This window comes from Serratia sp. J2 (assembly GCF_046269175.1).
In the GTDB taxonomy this organism is placed as follows: domain Bacteria; phylum Pseudomonadota; class Gammaproteobacteria; order Enterobacterales; family Enterobacteriaceae; genus Chania; species Chania fonticola_C.
On sequence record NZ_JBKABN010000008.1, the window covers coordinates 1 to 16,037 of the forward strand.

A 16,037-nucleotide genomic window follows, 5' to 3' on the forward strand; every position below is an offset into this window, starting at 1 on the left:
TTTAAATTATGCCTGCTACTGTTAGCAGGCATAATGTTAAGCGTAATTTAGGGGCGTAGCTCAGTTGGTAGAGCACCGGTCTCCAAAACCGGGTGTCGCGAGTTCGAGTCTCTCCGCCCCTGCCATATTAGAAACCCTTTGCGAAAGCGAAGGGTTTTTTTTGCTTTCTACTCGCCTAGAATTGCCCGTCCTCCCGCTAACGCGTACAAAATTCCCGCCGAAATCGTTCCCAATTTAGACATTTCTAGCTGTATCTATGCACAAAATGGTTGTAATCCCGCGCTGTGATATCGCTCATCATTCCTCCCTGTATTTCAACTACACCTTATAAGCCCCACGAGTTTTTTGGGCACACTCGATGAAAGCGAATACACCTACAACCATCTCTGTCTGACCGAGTCAGGTAGAGCGAGGAGAAAAACATGGTTAAGCGTTTACTGTTAGCGGCCGCCGTAAGCGGTGTGTTGATGGGAGCGGCGCAGGCTGCCCCCTTGGTTGTCGGCTTTTCTCAGATTGGTTCTGAATCAGGATGGCGTTCGGCAGAAACCAAAGTGGCGAAACAGGAGGCGGAAAAACGGGGTATTACGCTGAAAATCGCCGATGCACAGCAAAAGCAGGAAAACCAGATCAAGGCGGTGAGATCCTTTATTGCTCAAGGCGTTGACGCCATCTTCATTGCGCCGGTAGTGGCCACCGGTTGGACCCCGGTATTACAGGAAGCGAAAGAGGCCAAAATTCCGGTCTTCCTGTTGGATCGCATGATCGAAGTGAACGATCCCTCGCTGTATACCGCTGCCGTCGCTTCTGACAGCGTCCATGAAGGGAAAGTCGCAGGCGAATGGCTAGTGAAAGCCGTTGCGGGCAAGCCCTGTAACGTGGTGGAACTGCAAGGCACCGTTGGGGCCAGCGTGGCCATTAACCGCAAGAAAGGCTTTGCGGACGGTATTGCCTCTGCCGACAACGTCAAAATCATCCGTTCGCAGTCCGGCGACTTTACTCGCAGCAAGGGTAAAGAGGTGATGGAAAGCTTTATCAAGGCTGAACAGAACGGCAAAAACATCTGCGCCGTCTATGCACATAACGACGATATGGCGATTGGTGCCATCCAGGCGATCAAAGAAGCCGGCCTCAAACCGGGCTCACAGATCAAGGTTGTTTCCATCGACGGCGTGCCGGATATCTTCAAAGCGATGATGGAAGGGGAAGCCAACGCCACGGTTGAACTGACGCCAAATATGGCAGGCCCTGCGTTTGATGCCTTAATTGCATTGAAAAAAGACGGCACACAGCCACAGAAATTTATCCAGACCGAGTCGAAACTGCTGCAGCCTGAAACTGCCAGACAGGAATACGATATGAAGAAAAGCATGGGATATTGATCGTTAACAGGCGGAGCAGATAATGGCTACACCTCAGGCAGCATTATTGGCAATAAGCGGATTATCCGTGGAGTTTCCAGGTGTAAAAGCGCTGGAGCAGGTTGATTTCACACTACAACGCGGTGAGGTGGTGGCGCTTCTTGGGGAAAACGGCGCGGGCAAGTCCACGCTGATTAAGGCATTGACCGGTGTTTACCAACGCTCCGCCGGTGAGATCTGGCTAGAAGGCACCGCGATTGCGCCACAGAATACGGCCCAGGCGCAATCGTTGGGGATTGGTACCGTCTATCAGGAAGTTAACCTGCTGCCTAATATCTCGGTGGCCGCCAATCTGTTTATCGGCCGCGAACCTACCCGTTTTGGCCTGATCGATCAAAAAACCATGTTGCGTAATGCCCGTCAGCTGCTGGAAGGCTATGGATTACCGCTGGATGTCAGCCAGCCGCTGGGCAACTACTCGATCGCCATTCAGCAAATTGTCGCGATTGCTCGCGCCGTCGATCTCTCCGCCAAGGTACTGATCCTGGATGAACCCACCGCCAGCCTGGATGCCAAGGAAGTCACCCTGCTGCTGGATATTCTTAGCCAACTGCGATCTCAGGGAATGGGGATGATCTTCGTCACCCATTTTCTCGAACAGGTTTACCGCATCAGCGATCGTATTACGGTGTTGCGTAACGGCAAGCTGGTCGGGACTCGTGTCACCGCCGAGCTGCCACGGCTCGAGTTGGTGCAGATGATGCTTGGCCATAGTTTTGATGAGACGCTGCTCAAACGCAGCGAACATCAGGCCGTGCAGGCTCCGCCGTTAGTGGAGTTTAGCGGCTATGGCCGACGCGGCATGGTTGAGCCCTTTGATCTGGCGTTGAGGCCTGGGGAAATCGTCGGCCTGGCTGGTTTACTGGGATCGGGGCGTACTGAGACGGCACAACTGATCTTCGGCATTAAGGCTCGGGATAAAGGTATTGCGAAAGTTGAGGGCAAAACGGTGGCGATCCCAACGCCCCGTAAAGCGGCCAGTCTGGGATTTGGCTATTGCCCAGAAGATCGTAAGACCGACGGTATTGTCGGCGCGGCCACGGTAAGGGAAAACATCATTCTGGCATTGCAGGCGCAGCGTGGTTGGTTACGGCCTATCCCGCTGCGTGAGCAAACCCGAATTGCGGAAGATTTCATTAAACTGCTGGGGATCCGCACGCCGGGGCCGGAGCAGCAAATCCAGTACCTTTCCGGCGGTAACCAGCAGAAGGTACTGCTTTCCCGCTGGCTGGCGACCAAACCCCGTTTCCTGATCTTGGATGAGCCAACGCGTGGCATTGACGTGGGGGCCCATGCGGAAATTATCCGCCTGATTGAACGGCTCTGTGATGAAGGGTTGGCACTGCTGGTTATTTCCTCCGAACTGGAGGAGCTCGCAGGCTATGCCGATCGCATCGTGGTATTACGCGATAGAAAACATGTGGCGCAACTTGACCATGATGCCATTACGGTTCCCGCCATTATGCAGGCCATTGCCGTGCAACAGGGGGCAGCATGAACCACAGGAGTTTTCCCATGACCGGTGGACCGCGCAAAGTAAGGTGGGTAATGCCCGCCGGAGCGACGCAGCTGGGGGCGCTGGCGGTGATTTTACTTATCGATAGCCTGGTCGCTCCCCATTTCTTTTCAATTCATATCCAGGATGGCCGCCTGTTCGGCAGCGTGATTGATATTTTTAACCGTGGCGCCCCTGTCGCGCTGCTTGCTTTGGGTATGACGCTAGTGATCGCCACCGGTGGGATCGATCTCTCCGTCGGTGCGGTGATGGCGATTGCCGGAGCGACCGCAGCCACCATGACCAGCGCTGGTTACCCATTAGCATACATCCTGGGGGCCGCATTAGCGGTTGGGGCACTGTGTGGCCTGTGGAACGGCTTCTTGGTTGCGGTGCTGCAAATCCAGCCGATCGTCGCTACCTTGATGTTGATGGTGGCCGGGCGCGGTATCGCGCAGTTGATTACCGAAGGACAAATCGTCACCTTTGAAAGTCAAGGGTTAGCCAAGCTTGGCAGTGGTTCGCTGATGTACCTGCCGATGCCAGTGATCATTGCTACCCTCATGCTGCTGCTGATTTGGTTACTGACACGCAAAACCGCTTTGGGGCTGTTTATTGAAGCGGTCGGTATCAATCTGCGCTCAGCACGTAATGCTGGCGTCAGTACTCGCTGGGTGATTATTGCGGTATATATCATTTGCGGCCTGTGCGCGGCGGTGGCAGGGATTATCGTCACGGCGGATATTCGCGGTGCGGATGCCAACAATGCGGGCCTGTGGCTCGAACTGGATGCGATCCTGGCCGTGGTGATTGGCGGTGGGTCACTGCTGGGCGGGCGTTTTAATCTGCTGCTCTCGGTGGTGGGGGCGTTAATCATTCAGGGTATGAATACCGGAATTCTGCTTTCGGGTTATAAACCGGAGTTTAACCTGGTGCTGAAAGCGGTGGTGGTATTAGCCGTGTTGCTGGTGCAATCCCCAAGTGTGTCATTACAGCGGTTGTGGCGGAGACGTAAATCATGATGAAGCGTAACCTTCCCCTATTGATCACTATTGTGGTTTTTCTGCTGGGCTACGCCTTTTGCCTTAGTCAATTCCCCAGCTTCGCTTCCACCCGCGTCTGGTGCGATCTGCTGACCGACAACGCTTTTCTCGGTATTGTGGCCGTGGGCATGACCTTTGTGATCCTTTCTGGCGGCATCGATCTTTCGGTGGGCTCGGTGATCGCCTTTACCGGCGTACTGCTGGCCAAGCTGATTGGCACTTATGGTATTGCTCCAGGTTATGCATTTGTCATTGCCTTGTTGATGGGGGCCTCATTTGGTGCGCTGATGGGGTGGATCATCGACGCGCTGAAATTACCTGCATTTATCATCACGCTCGCGGGGATGTTCTTTGTGCGCGGCATGAGTTTTATCGTGTCAGAAGAGTCTTTGCCGATCGATCACCCGCTGTATGCCACGCTGGCAAACTATGCCTGGAAAGTCCCCGGTGGTGGCCGATTTACCTTATTGGCGTTGGTGATGCTGCTGGTCGTGGCGATTGGCATGATCCTGGCGCATCGCACCCGTTTTGGTCATAACGTCTATGCCATCGGGGGGAATCCGGTCTCCGCTGGGCTGATGGGGGTGCCGGTACGGCGTACCACTATTCAGATTTACATGCTTTCCAGCACGCTGGCGGCCCTCTCCGGCATAATTTTCTCGCTATACACTTCCGCTGGTTATGCGCTGGCTGCCAGCGGTGTCGAACTGGATGCCATTGCGGCGGTCGTCATTGGGGGAACATTGCTGACTGGCGGCGTCGGTACCATTTTGGGCACCTTGTTTGGCGTGCTGATCCAAGGCTTAATCCAAAGTTACATCACTTTTGATGGCTCCCTCAGCTCCTGGTGGACCAAAATCGTCATCGGCATCCTGCTGTTCTGCTTTATCGGCCTCCAGAAGGCGATGAGCGCCTTTTGGCAGACCAGACGGGCAAAACCCCGCCATCCACGCCTGAAGCCGTCATAGCCGCTCAGGTTGCGGTATTTAAAGGTATTTTCAGCAGTTGGCGGATTAACGGCTGCTGGTCGCTGTTTTGCAGCCAGACGGCATAAAGCGGACGAACGATCGGCTGGGCGTCAGCAACAGCGACCAGTTGAGGGTAGTCTTTTTCCCACTGGCTGGGGAGAAATGCACAGCCACCGGTTGTCTCCAGCAATTGGCGCGTCAGATGCGCTGAAGTGGTGGTCAGCACGGGCATGCTGTCGCCCTCAAGCATGCGGGCTTCCTGTTGGTGAAAATCGGCACCCCATTCCAGTTTGATGTAAGGCATGGGGGCGGGGTTATCGCGTAGCGACGAGGAAAACAGGCGTAGCGAGAAGTTACCCAACAGCTGGCTGGCCAGCTCATCCATCTTTGGCGGTTCGGTGGTGATTAGCAAATCGAGCTGTCTTTCATGTAGCTGCTTCACCAACGAATGGCGCAGGGCTACCCTGGCTTCGAGCTGCAAGGCCTCCCGCTGCTGGTAGAGCGATTGCAGCCAGGGCGTGAGGTAAGCTTCCCATAGCGACGCGGTGGCACCGATCGAAAGTTCGCTGTGCTGTAGCGATCGTATCACCTCTTTCTTTGCCAACTGCCACGTGTTCATCAGGCTCTCGGCATAGGGCAACAGCCGCTCTCCTGCAGGTGTCAGGCGGATGTTGTTGCGGTGGCGAGTGAATAAATTCGCCCCTAATTGAGTTTCAAGCTGACGGATACGGAAACTCACCGCAGACTGCGTTAAGTACAGGGATTCCGCTGCGCGGCCAAAGTGTCGCGTTCTACTGACCTCCAAAAAGGTTTTCAGTAATTCGGTGTCCACACCAATCTCCAAAGTTTTTTATCGTTAAGATTTAAATGTTTTGTTTTACACGATGTCAAGCCTATCTAATACTCCGCGCCATAAACAGCACGGCCATGAGAGAATTAGGAGCGTGTCAGATGGCGGATAGCTTCACCACCAACAGTCGTTTTTTTGATAATAAAAACTATCCTCGCGGGTTCTCCCGTCACGGCGATTTCACCATTAAAGAAGCGCAATTGCTAGAGCGTTTCGGGTATGCATTCAACGAGTTGGATGCCGGCAAACGCCAGCCAGCCACTGAAGAAGAACAGTTGTTCGTTGCAGTGTGTCGCGGTGAGCGTGAACCGGTAACCGAGCAAGAAAAAGTATGGTCTAAATATCTGGCGCGCACCCGCCGCCCGAAAAAATTCCATACGCTGTCAGGTGGCAAGCCGCAGGCTGATGCGGTAGAAGACTACACTGAAAGCGACGATTGATCATCATGGGGCCATTCGGCCCCATTTTTTATTCCAGGCTGCGGTGTAGCTGCAGCAGCAGGCGATCCATACTGCGATAGCTGAGCGCTTCGCTGAGATGGCGTTTATCAATCTGTTGTTCCCCTGCCAAATCGGCCAGCGTACGTGCCACTTTCAGGATGCGATGCCAGGCTCGAACCGATAATCCCAGTTGGCTCAGCGTTTTCTCTAAAAACTCCGCTTCAGCCGCAGGCAAATGGCAATCCCGATCCACCTCGCGGTTACTCAACAGCGCATTCACTTTACCTGCCCGTGCCAGCTGCTGCTCGCGCGCCGCTAGCACCCGTTGACGTACCTGTTGGCTGCTTTCCCCCGCATGGTGCTGCTTGGCCAGTACGCCCGGTGGCAGCAGCGGCACCTCAATCGACAAATCAAATCGATCGAGGAAGGGGCCAGAGAGCCTGCCGAGGTAGCGCAAAATCTGCTGCGGTGGTGTGCGGTTGTGTATGCCCTGATAGTGCCCGGTTGGGCTGGGGTTCATCGCCGCAATCAGCTGCACTCGGGCAGGGAAGCGTACCTTGGCGCTGGCGCGTGAGATGACGATTTCACCGGATTCCAGCGGCTCACGCAGCGCATCCAATACTCGCCGTTCAAATTCGGGTAACTCATCCAGAAACAGTACGCCGTTGTGCGCCATGGAGATTTCCCCTGGCCGTGGCAAGGAGCCTCCCCCAACCAGGGCCGCCATCGAGGCGCTGTGGTGTGGGGCGCGAAACGGCCGCTGGCGCCATGGCAGGGTTTCATCTGGATGATGCAGTAAGCTAGCAACGGCGACGCTTTCCAGCGCCTCCCGATCGCTTAACGGCGGCAGCAAGCCATTGAGGCGGCTGGCCAGCATGGTTTTGCCGGTGCCCGGAGGGCCAAGCAGCAACAGGTTGTGGCCCCCGGCCGCGGCAATTTCCAACGCTCGCTTTGCCTGTTCCTGGCCAATGACTTCCTGCAAGTCGGCAGTTTCCGTTGACGTGGCAGCCGCAGGAGGCGCTACGGCGATTGGCAGATCCCCCTTACCCTGCAAAAAAGCGCACACCTCCAGTAAATGTTCTGCGACTCGGGTCGTGCTGTTGGGAAGCAACCCCGCCTCTTTGCCGTTGGCCGCAGCCAGGATCAACTCCCGCTTGGCCTCGGCTGCCGCTATTGCCGCCGGAATGGCGCCGTGCACCGCCCTCAATGCGCCAGAAAGCGCTAATTCACCCAGGAACTCATAGTGCGCCAACTTATCTGCTGGCAGCTGCTCTGAGGCCGCCAGAATGGCCAGCGCAATGGGTAAATCATAGCGCCCCCCTTCCTTAGGCAAATCGGCCGGTGCCAGATTGACGGTGATGCGTTTGGCCGGAAAGGTGAAGCCGTTGTTGATCAGTGCGCTGCGCACCCGGTCACGGGCTTCTTTCACCGTGGTTTCCGGCAGGCCGACCAGTGTCAGGCCGGGTAATCCGTTGCTGATATGGACTTCAACCATGACCGAAGGCGCCTGCACGCCGATCGTGGCACGGGTATAGATTACCGCCAGTGACATATTGCTCTCCTCGCTGAAGGCAACATAATGCGGGAACAGCTAGATGGCCGCGCGCCAGTCATCATCAAATTGCGTAGTGCAACAAAACTAAAAGTAATTAATTTCATCGTGTTAGTTCTATTTTTCGAGCTGCCGCGCATTTCGTTGTAATACCCATTAACAATTACGGGAAAGCTGAAACACATTAGCAAGCTAACCAAGTTGCAACAGCAAGGCTAATGGGTGTATTTAACAATTGTTTAAAATAAAAAATCACTTCATTAACAAAGCCCCGACCGCTACCGCACCCGCTGCGGCCGCCGCTAAACCTGATGACTTCGTACTCTACGGTAGGGATAACACTATGTTTGGTTGGACTCCGCTGCAGCGCAATGCGGCAATTGCCAGCTTTTCAAGCTGGACGCTCGATGCTTTCGATTTCTTTGTGCTGGTCTTCCTGCTCAGCGATATAGCTCAGGCTTTTCAGGTAGGGATGGAAGAAGTCACCCTGGCGATCCTGCTGACGTTGGCGGTGCGCCCGATTGGCGCACTTATTTTTGGCCGTGCGGCGGAAAAGTATGGCCGTAAACCGATCCTGATGTTGAATATCGTGTTTTTCTCGGTATTTGAGCTGTTGTCGGCGGCCGCTCCTTCTTTGACCGTCTTCCTGTTGCTGCGAGTGCTTTACGGCGTGGCGATGGGCGGCATCTGGGGCGTGGCCTCTTCGCTGGCGATGGAAAGCATCCCAGACCGTTCGCGTGGCCTGATGTCCGGTATCTTCCAGGCGGGGTATCCGTTTGGCTATCTGTTGGCGGCGGTGGCCTATGGCCTGCTGTTTGAAGTGGTCGGCTGGCGTGGCATGTTCGTGATCGGGGCCGCGCCGATCCTGTTGCTGCCGTTTATCTACTTCTGCGTGGAAGAGTCGCCGGTGTGGCTGGCGGCACGGGCACGTAAAGAAAGCACCGCTTTGCTGCCCGTTCTGAAGAGCCATTGGAAGCTGTGTCTCTATCTGGTGCTGCTGATGGCAGCGTTTAATTTCTTCTCCCACGGCACGCAGGATATGTATCCGGCCTTCCTGAAAATTCAGCACGGTTTCGATCCTAAAACCGTCAGTATCATCGCCATTAGCTACAACATCGCGTCCATTATCGGCGGTATTTTCTTTGGTACCCTGTCGGAAAAAATTGGCCGCAAGAAAGCCATAATTATTGCTGCCCTGCTGGCGTTACCGGTGATCCCGCTGTGGGCATTCGCGAGTGGTTCGCTGATGCTGGGGGTGGGGGCGTTCATGATGCAATTCATGGTTCAGGGGGCATGGGGGGTGATCCCAACCTACCTCAACGAACTGGTGCCAGCGAATACTCGCGCGGTATTGCCAGGGTTTGTTTACCAATTGGGTAACCTGATTGCTTCGGTGAATGCCACCTTGCAGGCCGCGATTGCGGAACATCATGGGCAAAACTACGGCCTGGCGATGGCGATAATCGCCGGGACGGTGGCTATCGTGATCGCGGTGCTGGTGTATTTTGGCAAGGATACGCGCGGCAAACCGATTGCGGTAGAAAGTAAAGCGCCTGGTGCTGGTGTTAGCGTTTGAATTTCATGCGCTTTGTTGCAGCTTTGACCCGACAGCGCCGAATAATAACGCAAAAAAAGTGTTGTCAGGTTACCGGCTGCTATGGTAACTCTGTAGGCATTAGTTCGAAACGAGCACAGTGAACAACCCAATTATGAAAGCCCTAGCCCAAGTGATTAGCCTAGTCGTGATTAGCGTGGTGGTGATTATTATCCCACCGTGCGGGGCTGCACTTGGACGAAGAAAGGCTTAGAAAACAAGCCGGAATCGCAAGATAACCCCCGCACCCAAAAGGTCCGGGGGTTTTTTTATGCCAAGAAAATGTCAACAAGGAGCAGAGAATGACCAACAGAATAAAATCCTGCACTTCCCGCAACAAGGCGGGGAAATAACCATGAATGGTGCTCAGTGGGTGGTTCAAGCGTTGCGTGCGCAGGGGGTAGACAAGGTATTCGGCTATCCCGGTGGTGCGATCATGCCGGTCTACGATGCGTTGTATGACGGCGGGGTTGAACATCTGCTGTGTCGTCATGAGCAAGGTGCGGCGATTGCGGCCATTGGTTATGCCCGTTCCAGCGGCAAAGTTGGCGTCTGTATCGCCACCTCTGGCCCCGGCGCGACCAACCTGATCACCGGGTTGGCGGATGCGCTGCTGGACTCGGTGCCAGTGGTTGCGATCACCGGTCAGGTCGGTTCTGCGCTTATCGGTACCGATGCTTTTCAGGAGATCGATGTTCTTGGCCTGTCTCTGGCCTGTACCAAACACAGTTTCCTGGTGGAGTCGCTGGAAGCGCTGCCGGGGATCATGGCAGAGGCGTTTGCCATTGCCACCAGCGGCCGCCCAGGCCCGGTACTGATCGACATCCCGAAAGACATCCAACTGGCGCAGGGTGATTTGCCTCCTCATCTGATGCCGGTAGAAGATCCGTTCGAACATCCCGCAGCAGAGTTGGCCATGGCCACGCAACTGCTGGCACAGGCGAAGAAGCCGATGCTGTATGTGGGCGGTGGCGTGGGGATGGCGCAGGCCGTCCCGGCATTACGGGAATTTGTCGAGCTGACGCAGATCCCAACCGTGGCGACCTTGAAAGGCCTGGGCGCACCGGATGCCAACCATCCGTATTATCTCGGCATGTTGGGTATGCATGGTACTAAAGCTGCCAACTTCGCCGTGCAAGAGTGTGATTTATTGATAGCCGTGGGGGCGCGTTTTGACGACCGGGTGACCGGCAAGCTGAACGCCTTTGCGCCGCAGGCCAAGGTGATCCACATGGATATCGATCCGGCGGAAATGAGCAAGCTGCGTCAAGCGCATGTGGCCCTGCAAGGGGATCTGAGAACCTTGCTGCCAGCGCTGCAACAGCCGATGCAGATCGCTCCCTGGCTGCAACGAGTGGCCGAACTGAAAGAAACCCACCCTTGGCGTTACGACCACCCGGGCCAACCGATTTATGCTCCGTTGCTGCTCAAGCAACTGTCCGAACGCAAACCGGCCAATACCGTGGTGACCACCGACGTGGGCCAGCACCAGATGTGGACCGCGCAGCACATGAGTTTTGAACGTCCAGAGAACTTCATCACCTCCAGCGGGTTGGGGACGATGGGCTTCGGTATCCCCGCAGCGGTAGGTGCGCAGATGGCGCGCCCGGAGGACATGGTGATCTGCGTGTCCGGGGATGGTTCCTTCATGATGAACGTGCAGGAGTTGGGCACCATCAAACGCAAACAGTTACCGCTGAAAATCGTGTTACTGGATAACCAGCGTTTAGGGATGGTTCGCCAGTGGCAGCAACTGTTCTTTGATGGCCGTTACAGCGAAACCAACCTCTCCGATAACCCCGATTTCCTGATATTGGCCAGCGCCTTCGGCATCCCCGGCCAACGTATTACCCGCAAAGACCAGGTCGCAGACGCGCTCGATACCTTGCTTAACAGCGAAGGGCCTTATCTGCTGCAGGTTTCCATTGATGAACTCGAGAACGTCTGGCCGCTGGTGCCGCCGGGCGCAGGCAACGAAACCATGTTGGAGAAAGTATCATGATGCAGCATCAACTCTCGATCCAGGCCCGCTTCCGCCCTGAAATGTTAGAGCGCGTATTGCGCGTTGTCCGTCACCGTGGCTTCCAGGTCTGTGCTATGAATATGGCTTCGGGCAGCAATAGCGACGATATAAATATTGAATTGACCGTTGCCAGCCAGCGCCCTGTGGATTTACTGTCATCTCAGCTAAGCAAACTGATGGATGTCTCCAGCGTTGAGATCCAGCAACAATCATCACAACAAATACGCGCCTGATTGCGCAAAAGGAACAGAACAATGACGAAGAAAGCTGATTATATCTGGTTCAATGGTGAGATGGTTCCGTGGGCCGATGCCAAAGTTCACGTAATGTCACATGCGCTACACTACGGGACGTCGGTATTTGAAGGGGTTCGCTGCTACGACTCCCATAAAGGCCCGGTGGTATTCCGCCACCGTGAACATATGCAGCGTCTGCATGACTCGGCTAAAATTTACCGCATGCCGGTAACGCAAAGCGTCGATGAGCTGATGGAAGCCTGCCGTGCTACGTTGCGTAAAAACAATCTGGTCAGCGCTTATATTCGTCCTTTGGTGTTTGTTGGTGATGTTGGTATGGGCGTTAACCCACCGGCAGGCTATAAAACCGACGTGATTATCGCGGCGTTTCCTTGGGGCGCGTATCTGGGTGAAGAAGCGCTGGATCAAGGTATCGATGCGATGGTCTCTTCCTGGCACCGTGTGGCACCGAACACCATTCCTACCGCGGCGAAAGCCGGGGGCAACTACCTTTCCTCACTGCTGGTGGGTAGCGAAGCACGCCGCCACGGCTATCAGGAAGGTATCGCGCTGGATGTTCATGGCTATATCTCTGAAGGCGCAGGCGAGAACCTGTTTGAAGTGAAAGACGGCGTGCTGTTTACTCCACCGTTTACCTCTTCCGCTCTGCCTGGTATCACGCGTGACGCGATCATCAAGCTGGCAAAAGACATGGGCTTTGAAGTGCGCGAGCAAGTGCTTTCCCGTGAGTCTCTGTATCTGGCGGACGAAGTGTTTATGTCCGGCACCGCGGCGGAAATCACGCCGGTGCGCAGCGTGGATGGCATTCAGGTGGGGATCGGCAAGTGCGGCCCAATTACCAAGCAGATCCAGCAGGCATTCTTTGGCCTGTTCAGCGGCAAAACCGAAGACAAGTACGGCTGGTTGGATCCGGTAAACCAATAACGACAGACAACACTAAACGGATGGTTCGTTCGCCATCCGTAAAATGACTATTTTTGGAGTGAAGAGCATGCCTAAGTACCGTTCCGCCACCACCACCCACGGCCGCAACATGGCGGGTGCCCGCGCATTATGGCGCGCGACCGGGATGACCGACGACGATTTCGGCAAACCGATTATTGCGGTGGTCAACTCCTTCACCCAGTTTGTGCCGGGCCATGTGCACCTGCGCGACTTGGGCAAGTTGGTTGCAGAACAGATCGAAGCCTCCGGCGGCGTTGCCAAAGAGTTCAACACCATTGCGGTGGATGATGGGATCGCCATGGGCCACGGCGGCATGCTCTATTCTCTGCCGTCGCGCGAACTGATCGCCGACTCGGTGGAGTATATGGTGAATGCCCACTGCGCCGATGCGATGGTGTGTATCTCCAACTGCGACAAGATCACCCCAGGGATGCTGATGGCGTCACTGCGCCTGAATATTCCGGTGATCTTCGTTTCCGGCGGCCCGATGGAAGCCGGTAAAACCAAGCTTTCCGACAAAATCATCAAGCTGGACCTGATCGATGCGATGATCCAGGGGGCTAACCCGAACGTCAGCGACGCCGACAGCGCACAAATCGAGCGTTCCGCTTGCCCAACCTGCGGCTCGTGCTCCGGGATGTTTACCGCCAACTCCATGAACTGCCTCACCGAAGCGTTGGGCTTGTCCCAACCAGGCAACGGCTCGCTGTTGGCGACCCACGCCGATCGTAAAGACCTGTTTCTGAACGCCGGTAAGCGCATCGTTGAACTGACCAAGCGTTACTACGAGCAGGACGATGAGAGCGCACTGCCACGCAGCATCGCCAACAAGGCCGCGTTCGAAAACGCCATGACGCTGGACATTGCGATGGGTGGCTCCACCAATACCGTGCTGCACCTGTTGGCAGCCGCGCAGGAAGGCGAGATCGACTTCGCCATGGCAGATATCGATCGTCTATCCCGCAAAGTGCCACACCTGTGTAAAGTGGCGCCAAGCACTCAGAAATACCATATGGAAGACGTACACCGTGCCGGTGGCGTGCTGGCCATTCTTGGCGAGCTGGATCGCGCCGGGCTGATGAACCGCGATGTGGATAACATCTTGGGGATGAAGCTGCCAGAGACCCTGGAAAAGTACGACATCATGCTGACCCAGGATGAGTCGGTGAAGAAAATGTTCCGCGCAGGCCCGGCAGGTATTCGTACCACCCAGGCATTCTCTCAAGACTGCCGTTGGGACACGCTGGACAACGATCGTGCCGATGGCTGTATCCGCTCATTGGAAAACGCCTTCAGCCTGGAGGGTGGTCTGGCGGTGCTGTATGGCAACATGGCCGAAGACGGCAGCATCGTTAAAACCGCCGGTGTGGATAAAGACAACCTGACCTTCCGTGGGCCAGCCAAGGTTTATGAGAGCCAGGATACGGCCGTTGAGGCGATCCTGGGCGGTAAAGTGGTGGCAGGCGACGTGGTAGTGATCCGCTACGAAGGGCCAAAAGGCGGGCCAGGCATGCAGGAAATGCTCTACCCAACCACCTATCTGAAATCGATGGGGCTGGGCAAGGCCTGTGCGTTGATCACCGATGGTCGCTTCTCTGGCGGCACTTCCGGTTTATCTATTGGTCACGTTTCGCCGGAAGCGGCCAGCGGTGGCCTGATTGCGCTGGTGGAAGAAGGGGACATGATCGATATCGATATCCCGAAACGCAGCATGGTGCTGGATGTGCCGGAGAGCGTACTGGCCGCACGCCGTGAGGCGGAACTGGCACGAGGTGATGCGGCCTGGACACCGAAAGCGCGTGAGCGCCAGGTATCTTATGCGTTACGTGCTTACGCTACGCTGGCTACCAGTGCAGACAAAGGCGCAGTGCGGGACAAGAGCAAGCTGGGAGGCTAACCACCATGGCGGTATCACAACCCCTACCCGACGCCCCCTGCGGCGCGGAATATTTGCGAGCGGTACTCCGCTCGCCAGTTTACGAGGTGGCTCAGGTCACCCCGTTACAGACAATGGGCAAAATCTCTTCGCGCCTCGGCAATACCATTCTGGTGAAGCGCGAAGATCGCCAGCCGGTGCACAGCTTTAAGCTGCGCGGGGCTTACGCGATGATCGCCAGCCTGGATGAAGAGCAGAGGGCACGTGGCGTGGTCACGGCCTCTGCGGGCAACCATGCACAGGGCGTCGCCTTTTCCGGCAACCGTTTGGGGATCAAAACCCTGATCGTGATGCCGGTGTCGACGGCGGATATCAAGGTTGATGCGGTGCGCGGCTTCGGCGGTGAAGTGTTACTGCACGGTGCCAACTTCGACGAAGCCAAGGTCAAGGCGATTGAGCTCTCGCAGCAGCAGGGCATGACCTTCGTGCCACCGTTCGATCACCCGGCAGTGATTGCCGGGCAGGGCACTTTGGCGATGGAGCTGTTGCAGCAGGACGCGCACCTGGACCGGGTGTTTGTCCCGGTTGGCGGTGGTGGCCTGGCGGCCGGTGTGGCGGTGCTGATCAAGCAGTTGATGCCACAAATCAAAGTGATTGGCGTGGAAGCCGAGGATTCGGCCTGCCTGCGTGCGGCGCTGGATGCCGGGCAGCCGGTCGATCTGGCGCGAGTAGGGCTGTTTGCCGAAGGCGTGGCGGTAAAGCGCATCGGTGATGAAACCTTCCGTTTGTGCCGTGAATACCTGGATGACGTGATCACCGTCGACAGCGATGCGATCTGTGCAGCGGTGAAAGACCTGTTCGAAGACGTGCGGGCCATCGCCGAACCTTCTGGCGCGCTGGCGTTGGCAGGGCTGAAAAAATACGTGCAGCAGCACAATATTCAGGGTGAGCGGCTGGCCCACGTGCTTTCCGGTGCCAACGTGAATTTCCACGGCCTGCGCTACGTTTCCGAACGCTGCGAACTGGGCGAACAACGCGAAGCGCTGCTGGCAGTGACCATTCCAGAACAGAAGGGCAGCTTCCTGAAGTTCTGCCAGCTGTTAGGCGGCCGTGCGGTTACCGAGTTTAACTACCGCTATGCCGATGCCGACAACGCCTGCATTTTTGTCGGTGTCCGCCTGACCCGAGGCCATACCGAGCGGCTGGAAATCATCGATGAGCTGAACCGTGATGGCTATCAGGTAGTGGATCTGTCCGACGATGAGATGGCGAAACTGCACGTGCGTTACATGGTTGGCGGGCGGCCTTCGAAACCGCTGCGTGAGCGTCTGTACAGCTTTGAGTTCCCAGAGTCACCGGGCGCTCTGCTCAAGTTCTTGCAAACGCTGGGCACGCACTGGAATATTTCGCTGTTCCACTACCGCAGCCACGGCACCGATTTTGGTCGCGTGTTGGCAGGGTTTGAACTTTCGCAGACCGAGCCAGAGTTTGAGCAGCACCTGCAGGCGTTGGGTTACGACTGCCATGATGAGACCGACAACCCGGCCTTCCGGTTCTTCCTACAGGGCTAACCTCG

At 56.1% G+C, this 16,037-nt stretch carries 14 protein-coding genes and 1 tRNA gene; 13 read left to right on the forward strand and 2 right to left on the reverse strand.

Features of this window, described 5'->3' with window-relative positions:
* The first annotated feature begins 49 nt into the window (after positions 1-49).
* From ACKWMY_RS10315 to yjfF, 5 genes are all read left to right on the forward strand, one after another.
* Positions 50-125: transfer RNA gene (locus tag ACKWMY_RS10315), tRNA-Trp, on the forward strand.
* A gap of 297 nt (positions 126-422) precedes the next feature.
* Positions 423-1,379, forward strand: coding sequence for a galactofuranose ABC transporter, galactofuranose-binding protein YtfQ (gene ytfQ, locus ACKWMY_RS10320; protein WP_021807362.1), 957 nt, complete (start codon positions 423-425; stop codon positions 1,377-1,379).
* A gap of 22 nt (positions 1,380-1,401) precedes the next feature.
* A complete protein-coding gene (gene ytfR / locus ACKWMY_RS10325; RefSeq protein WP_309048738.1) occupies positions 1,402-2,916 on the forward strand; it encodes a galactofuranose ABC transporter, ATP-binding protein YtfR in 1,515 nt (504 codons plus the stop codon).
* Positions 2,913-3,935 carry a galactofuranose ABC transporter, ATP-binding protein YtfT gene (gene ytfT, locus ACKWMY_RS10330; protein WP_143182245.1) on the forward strand — a complete coding sequence of 341 codons (1,023 nt, stop codon included), beginning with the start codon at positions 2,913-2,915 and terminating at the stop codon, positions 3,933-3,935. The genes ytfR and ytfT overlap by 4 nt, the downstream gene beginning before the upstream one ends.
* Entirely contained in the window at positions 3,932-4,924 is a 993-nt protein-coding gene (yjfF, locus tag ACKWMY_RS10335; protein ID WP_024527670.1) for a galactofuranose ABC transporter, permease protein YjfF, read from the forward strand. Before ytfT ends, yjfF begins: the two co-directional genes overlap by 4 nt.
* A 4-nt stretch (positions 4,925-4,928) precedes the next feature.
* On the opposite strand, the gene hdfR is transcribed toward yjfF, so the two are convergent.
* Positions 4,929-5,756: an HTH-type transcriptional regulator HdfR gene (hdfR, locus tag ACKWMY_RS10340; protein ID WP_024527669.1), complete on the reverse strand. Its 828-nt coding sequence runs from the start codon at positions 5,754-5,756 to the stop codon at positions 4,929-4,931.
* A 119-nt stretch (positions 5,757-5,875) separates the two neighbouring features.
* Here hdfR and ACKWMY_RS10345 point away from each other — a divergent pair, with 119 nt between their 5' ends.
* Positions 5,876-6,214 (forward strand): DUF413 domain-containing protein, encoded by a 339-nt coding sequence (locus ACKWMY_RS10345; RefSeq protein WP_021181829.1) that lies wholly within the window; start codon positions 5,876-5,878, stop codon positions 6,212-6,214.
* A gap of 28 nt (positions 6,215-6,242) precedes the next feature.
* Here ACKWMY_RS10345 and ACKWMY_RS10350 read toward each other — a convergent pair whose 3' ends face one another.
* A complete protein-coding gene (locus ACKWMY_RS10350; protein ID WP_409486264.1) occupies positions 6,243-7,766 on the reverse strand; it encodes a YifB family Mg chelatase-like AAA ATPase in 1,524 nt (507 codons plus the stop codon).
* 343 nt (positions 7,767-8,109) lie between these two features.
* On the opposite strand from ACKWMY_RS10350, the gene ACKWMY_RS10355 reads away from it, so the two are divergent.
* The 7 genes from ACKWMY_RS10355 to ilvA all read left to right on the forward strand — a co-directional run bounded on the left by ACKWMY_RS10355 (position 8,110) and on the right by ilvA (position 16,032).
* Entirely contained in the window at positions 8,110-9,342 is a 1,233-nt protein-coding gene (locus tag ACKWMY_RS10355) for an MFS transporter (protein ID WP_024527667.1), read from the forward strand.
* A gap of 133 nt (positions 9,343-9,475) precedes the next feature.
* Positions 9,476-9,574 carry an ilv operon leader peptide gene (gene ilvL, locus ACKWMY_RS10360; protein WP_071681478.1) on the forward strand — a complete coding sequence of 33 codons (99 nt, stop codon included), beginning with the start codon at positions 9,476-9,478 and terminating at the stop codon, positions 9,572-9,574.
* Between the two features lie 141 nt (positions 9,575-9,715).
* Positions 9,716-11,362: an acetolactate synthase 2 catalytic subunit gene (ilvG, locus tag ACKWMY_RS10365; RefSeq protein ID WP_024527666.1), complete on the forward strand. Its 1,647-nt coding sequence runs from the start codon at positions 9,716-9,718 to the stop codon at positions 11,360-11,362.
* Complete coding sequence (ilvM, locus tag ACKWMY_RS10370; RefSeq protein WP_021181824.1) at positions 11,359-11,616, forward strand: acetolactate synthase 2 small subunit; 258 nt, start codon at positions 11,359-11,361, stop codon at positions 11,614-11,616. Before ilvG ends, ilvM begins: the two co-directional genes overlap by 4 nt.
* Positions 11,617-11,637: 21 nt before the next feature.
* Positions 11,638-12,564, forward strand: coding sequence for a branched-chain-amino-acid transaminase (gene ilvE, locus ACKWMY_RS10375; protein WP_021181823.1), 927 nt, complete (start codon positions 11,638-11,640; stop codon positions 12,562-12,564).
* 67 nt (positions 12,565-12,631) lie between these two features.
* On the forward strand, positions 12,632-14,482 hold the full coding sequence (gene ilvD, locus ACKWMY_RS10380) for a dihydroxy-acid dehydratase (protein WP_074030186.1): 1,851 nt from the start codon (positions 12,632-12,634) through the stop codon (positions 14,480-14,482).
* A gap of 5 nt (positions 14,483-14,487) precedes the next feature.
* Entirely contained in the window at positions 14,488-16,032 is a 1,545-nt protein-coding gene (gene ilvA / locus ACKWMY_RS10385; protein WP_024527665.1) for a threonine ammonia-lyase, biosynthetic, read from the forward strand.
* Positions 16,033-16,037 lie beyond the last annotated feature (5 nt).

What these genes read in the sequence shown, in the direction of transcription:
- ytfQ (WP_021807362.1), top strand. Translation starts at nt 423, where the DNA reads ATGGTTAAGCGTTTACTGTTAGCGGCCGCCGTAAGCGGTGTGTTGATG.
- ytfR (WP_309048738.1), top strand. Translation starts at nt 1,402, where the DNA reads ATGGCTACACCTCAGGCAGCATTATTGGCAATAAGCGGATTATCCGTG.
- ytfT (WP_143182245.1), top strand. Translation starts at nt 2,913, where the DNA reads ATGAACCACAGGAGTTTTCCCATGACCGGTGGACCGCGCAAAGTAAGG.
- yjfF (WP_024527670.1), top strand. Translation starts at nt 3,932, where the DNA reads ATGATGAAGCGTAACCTTCCCCTATTGATCACTATTGTGGTTTTTCTG.
- ACKWMY_RS10345 (WP_021181829.1), top strand. Translation starts at nt 5,876, where the DNA reads ATGGCGGATAGCTTCACCACCAACAGTCGTTTTTTTGATAATAAAAAC.
- ACKWMY_RS10350 (WP_409486264.1), bottom strand. Translation starts at nt 7,766, where the DNA reads ATGTCACTGGCGGTAATCTATACCCGTGCCACGATCGGCGTGCAGGCG.
- ACKWMY_RS10355 (WP_024527667.1), top strand. Translation starts at nt 8,110, where the DNA reads ATGTTTGGTTGGACTCCGCTGCAGCGCAATGCGGCAATTGCCAGCTTT.
- ilvL (WP_071681478.1), top strand. Translation starts at nt 9,476, where the DNA reads ATGAAAGCCCTAGCCCAAGTGATTAGCCTAGTCGTGATTAGCGTGGTG.
- ilvG (WP_024527666.1), top strand. Translation starts at nt 9,716, where the DNA reads ATGAATGGTGCTCAGTGGGTGGTTCAAGCGTTGCGTGCGCAGGGGGTA.
- ilvM (WP_021181824.1), top strand. Translation starts at nt 11,359, where the DNA reads ATGATGCAGCATCAACTCTCGATCCAGGCCCGCTTCCGCCCTGAAATG.
- ilvE (WP_021181823.1), top strand. Translation starts at nt 11,638, where the DNA reads ATGACGAAGAAAGCTGATTATATCTGGTTCAATGGTGAGATGGTTCCG.
- ilvD (WP_074030186.1), top strand. Translation starts at nt 12,632, where the DNA reads ATGCCTAAGTACCGTTCCGCCACCACCACCCACGGCCGCAACATGGCG.
- ilvA (WP_024527665.1), top strand. Translation starts at nt 14,488, where the DNA reads ATGGCGGTATCACAACCCCTACCCGACGCCCCCTGCGGCGCGGAATAT.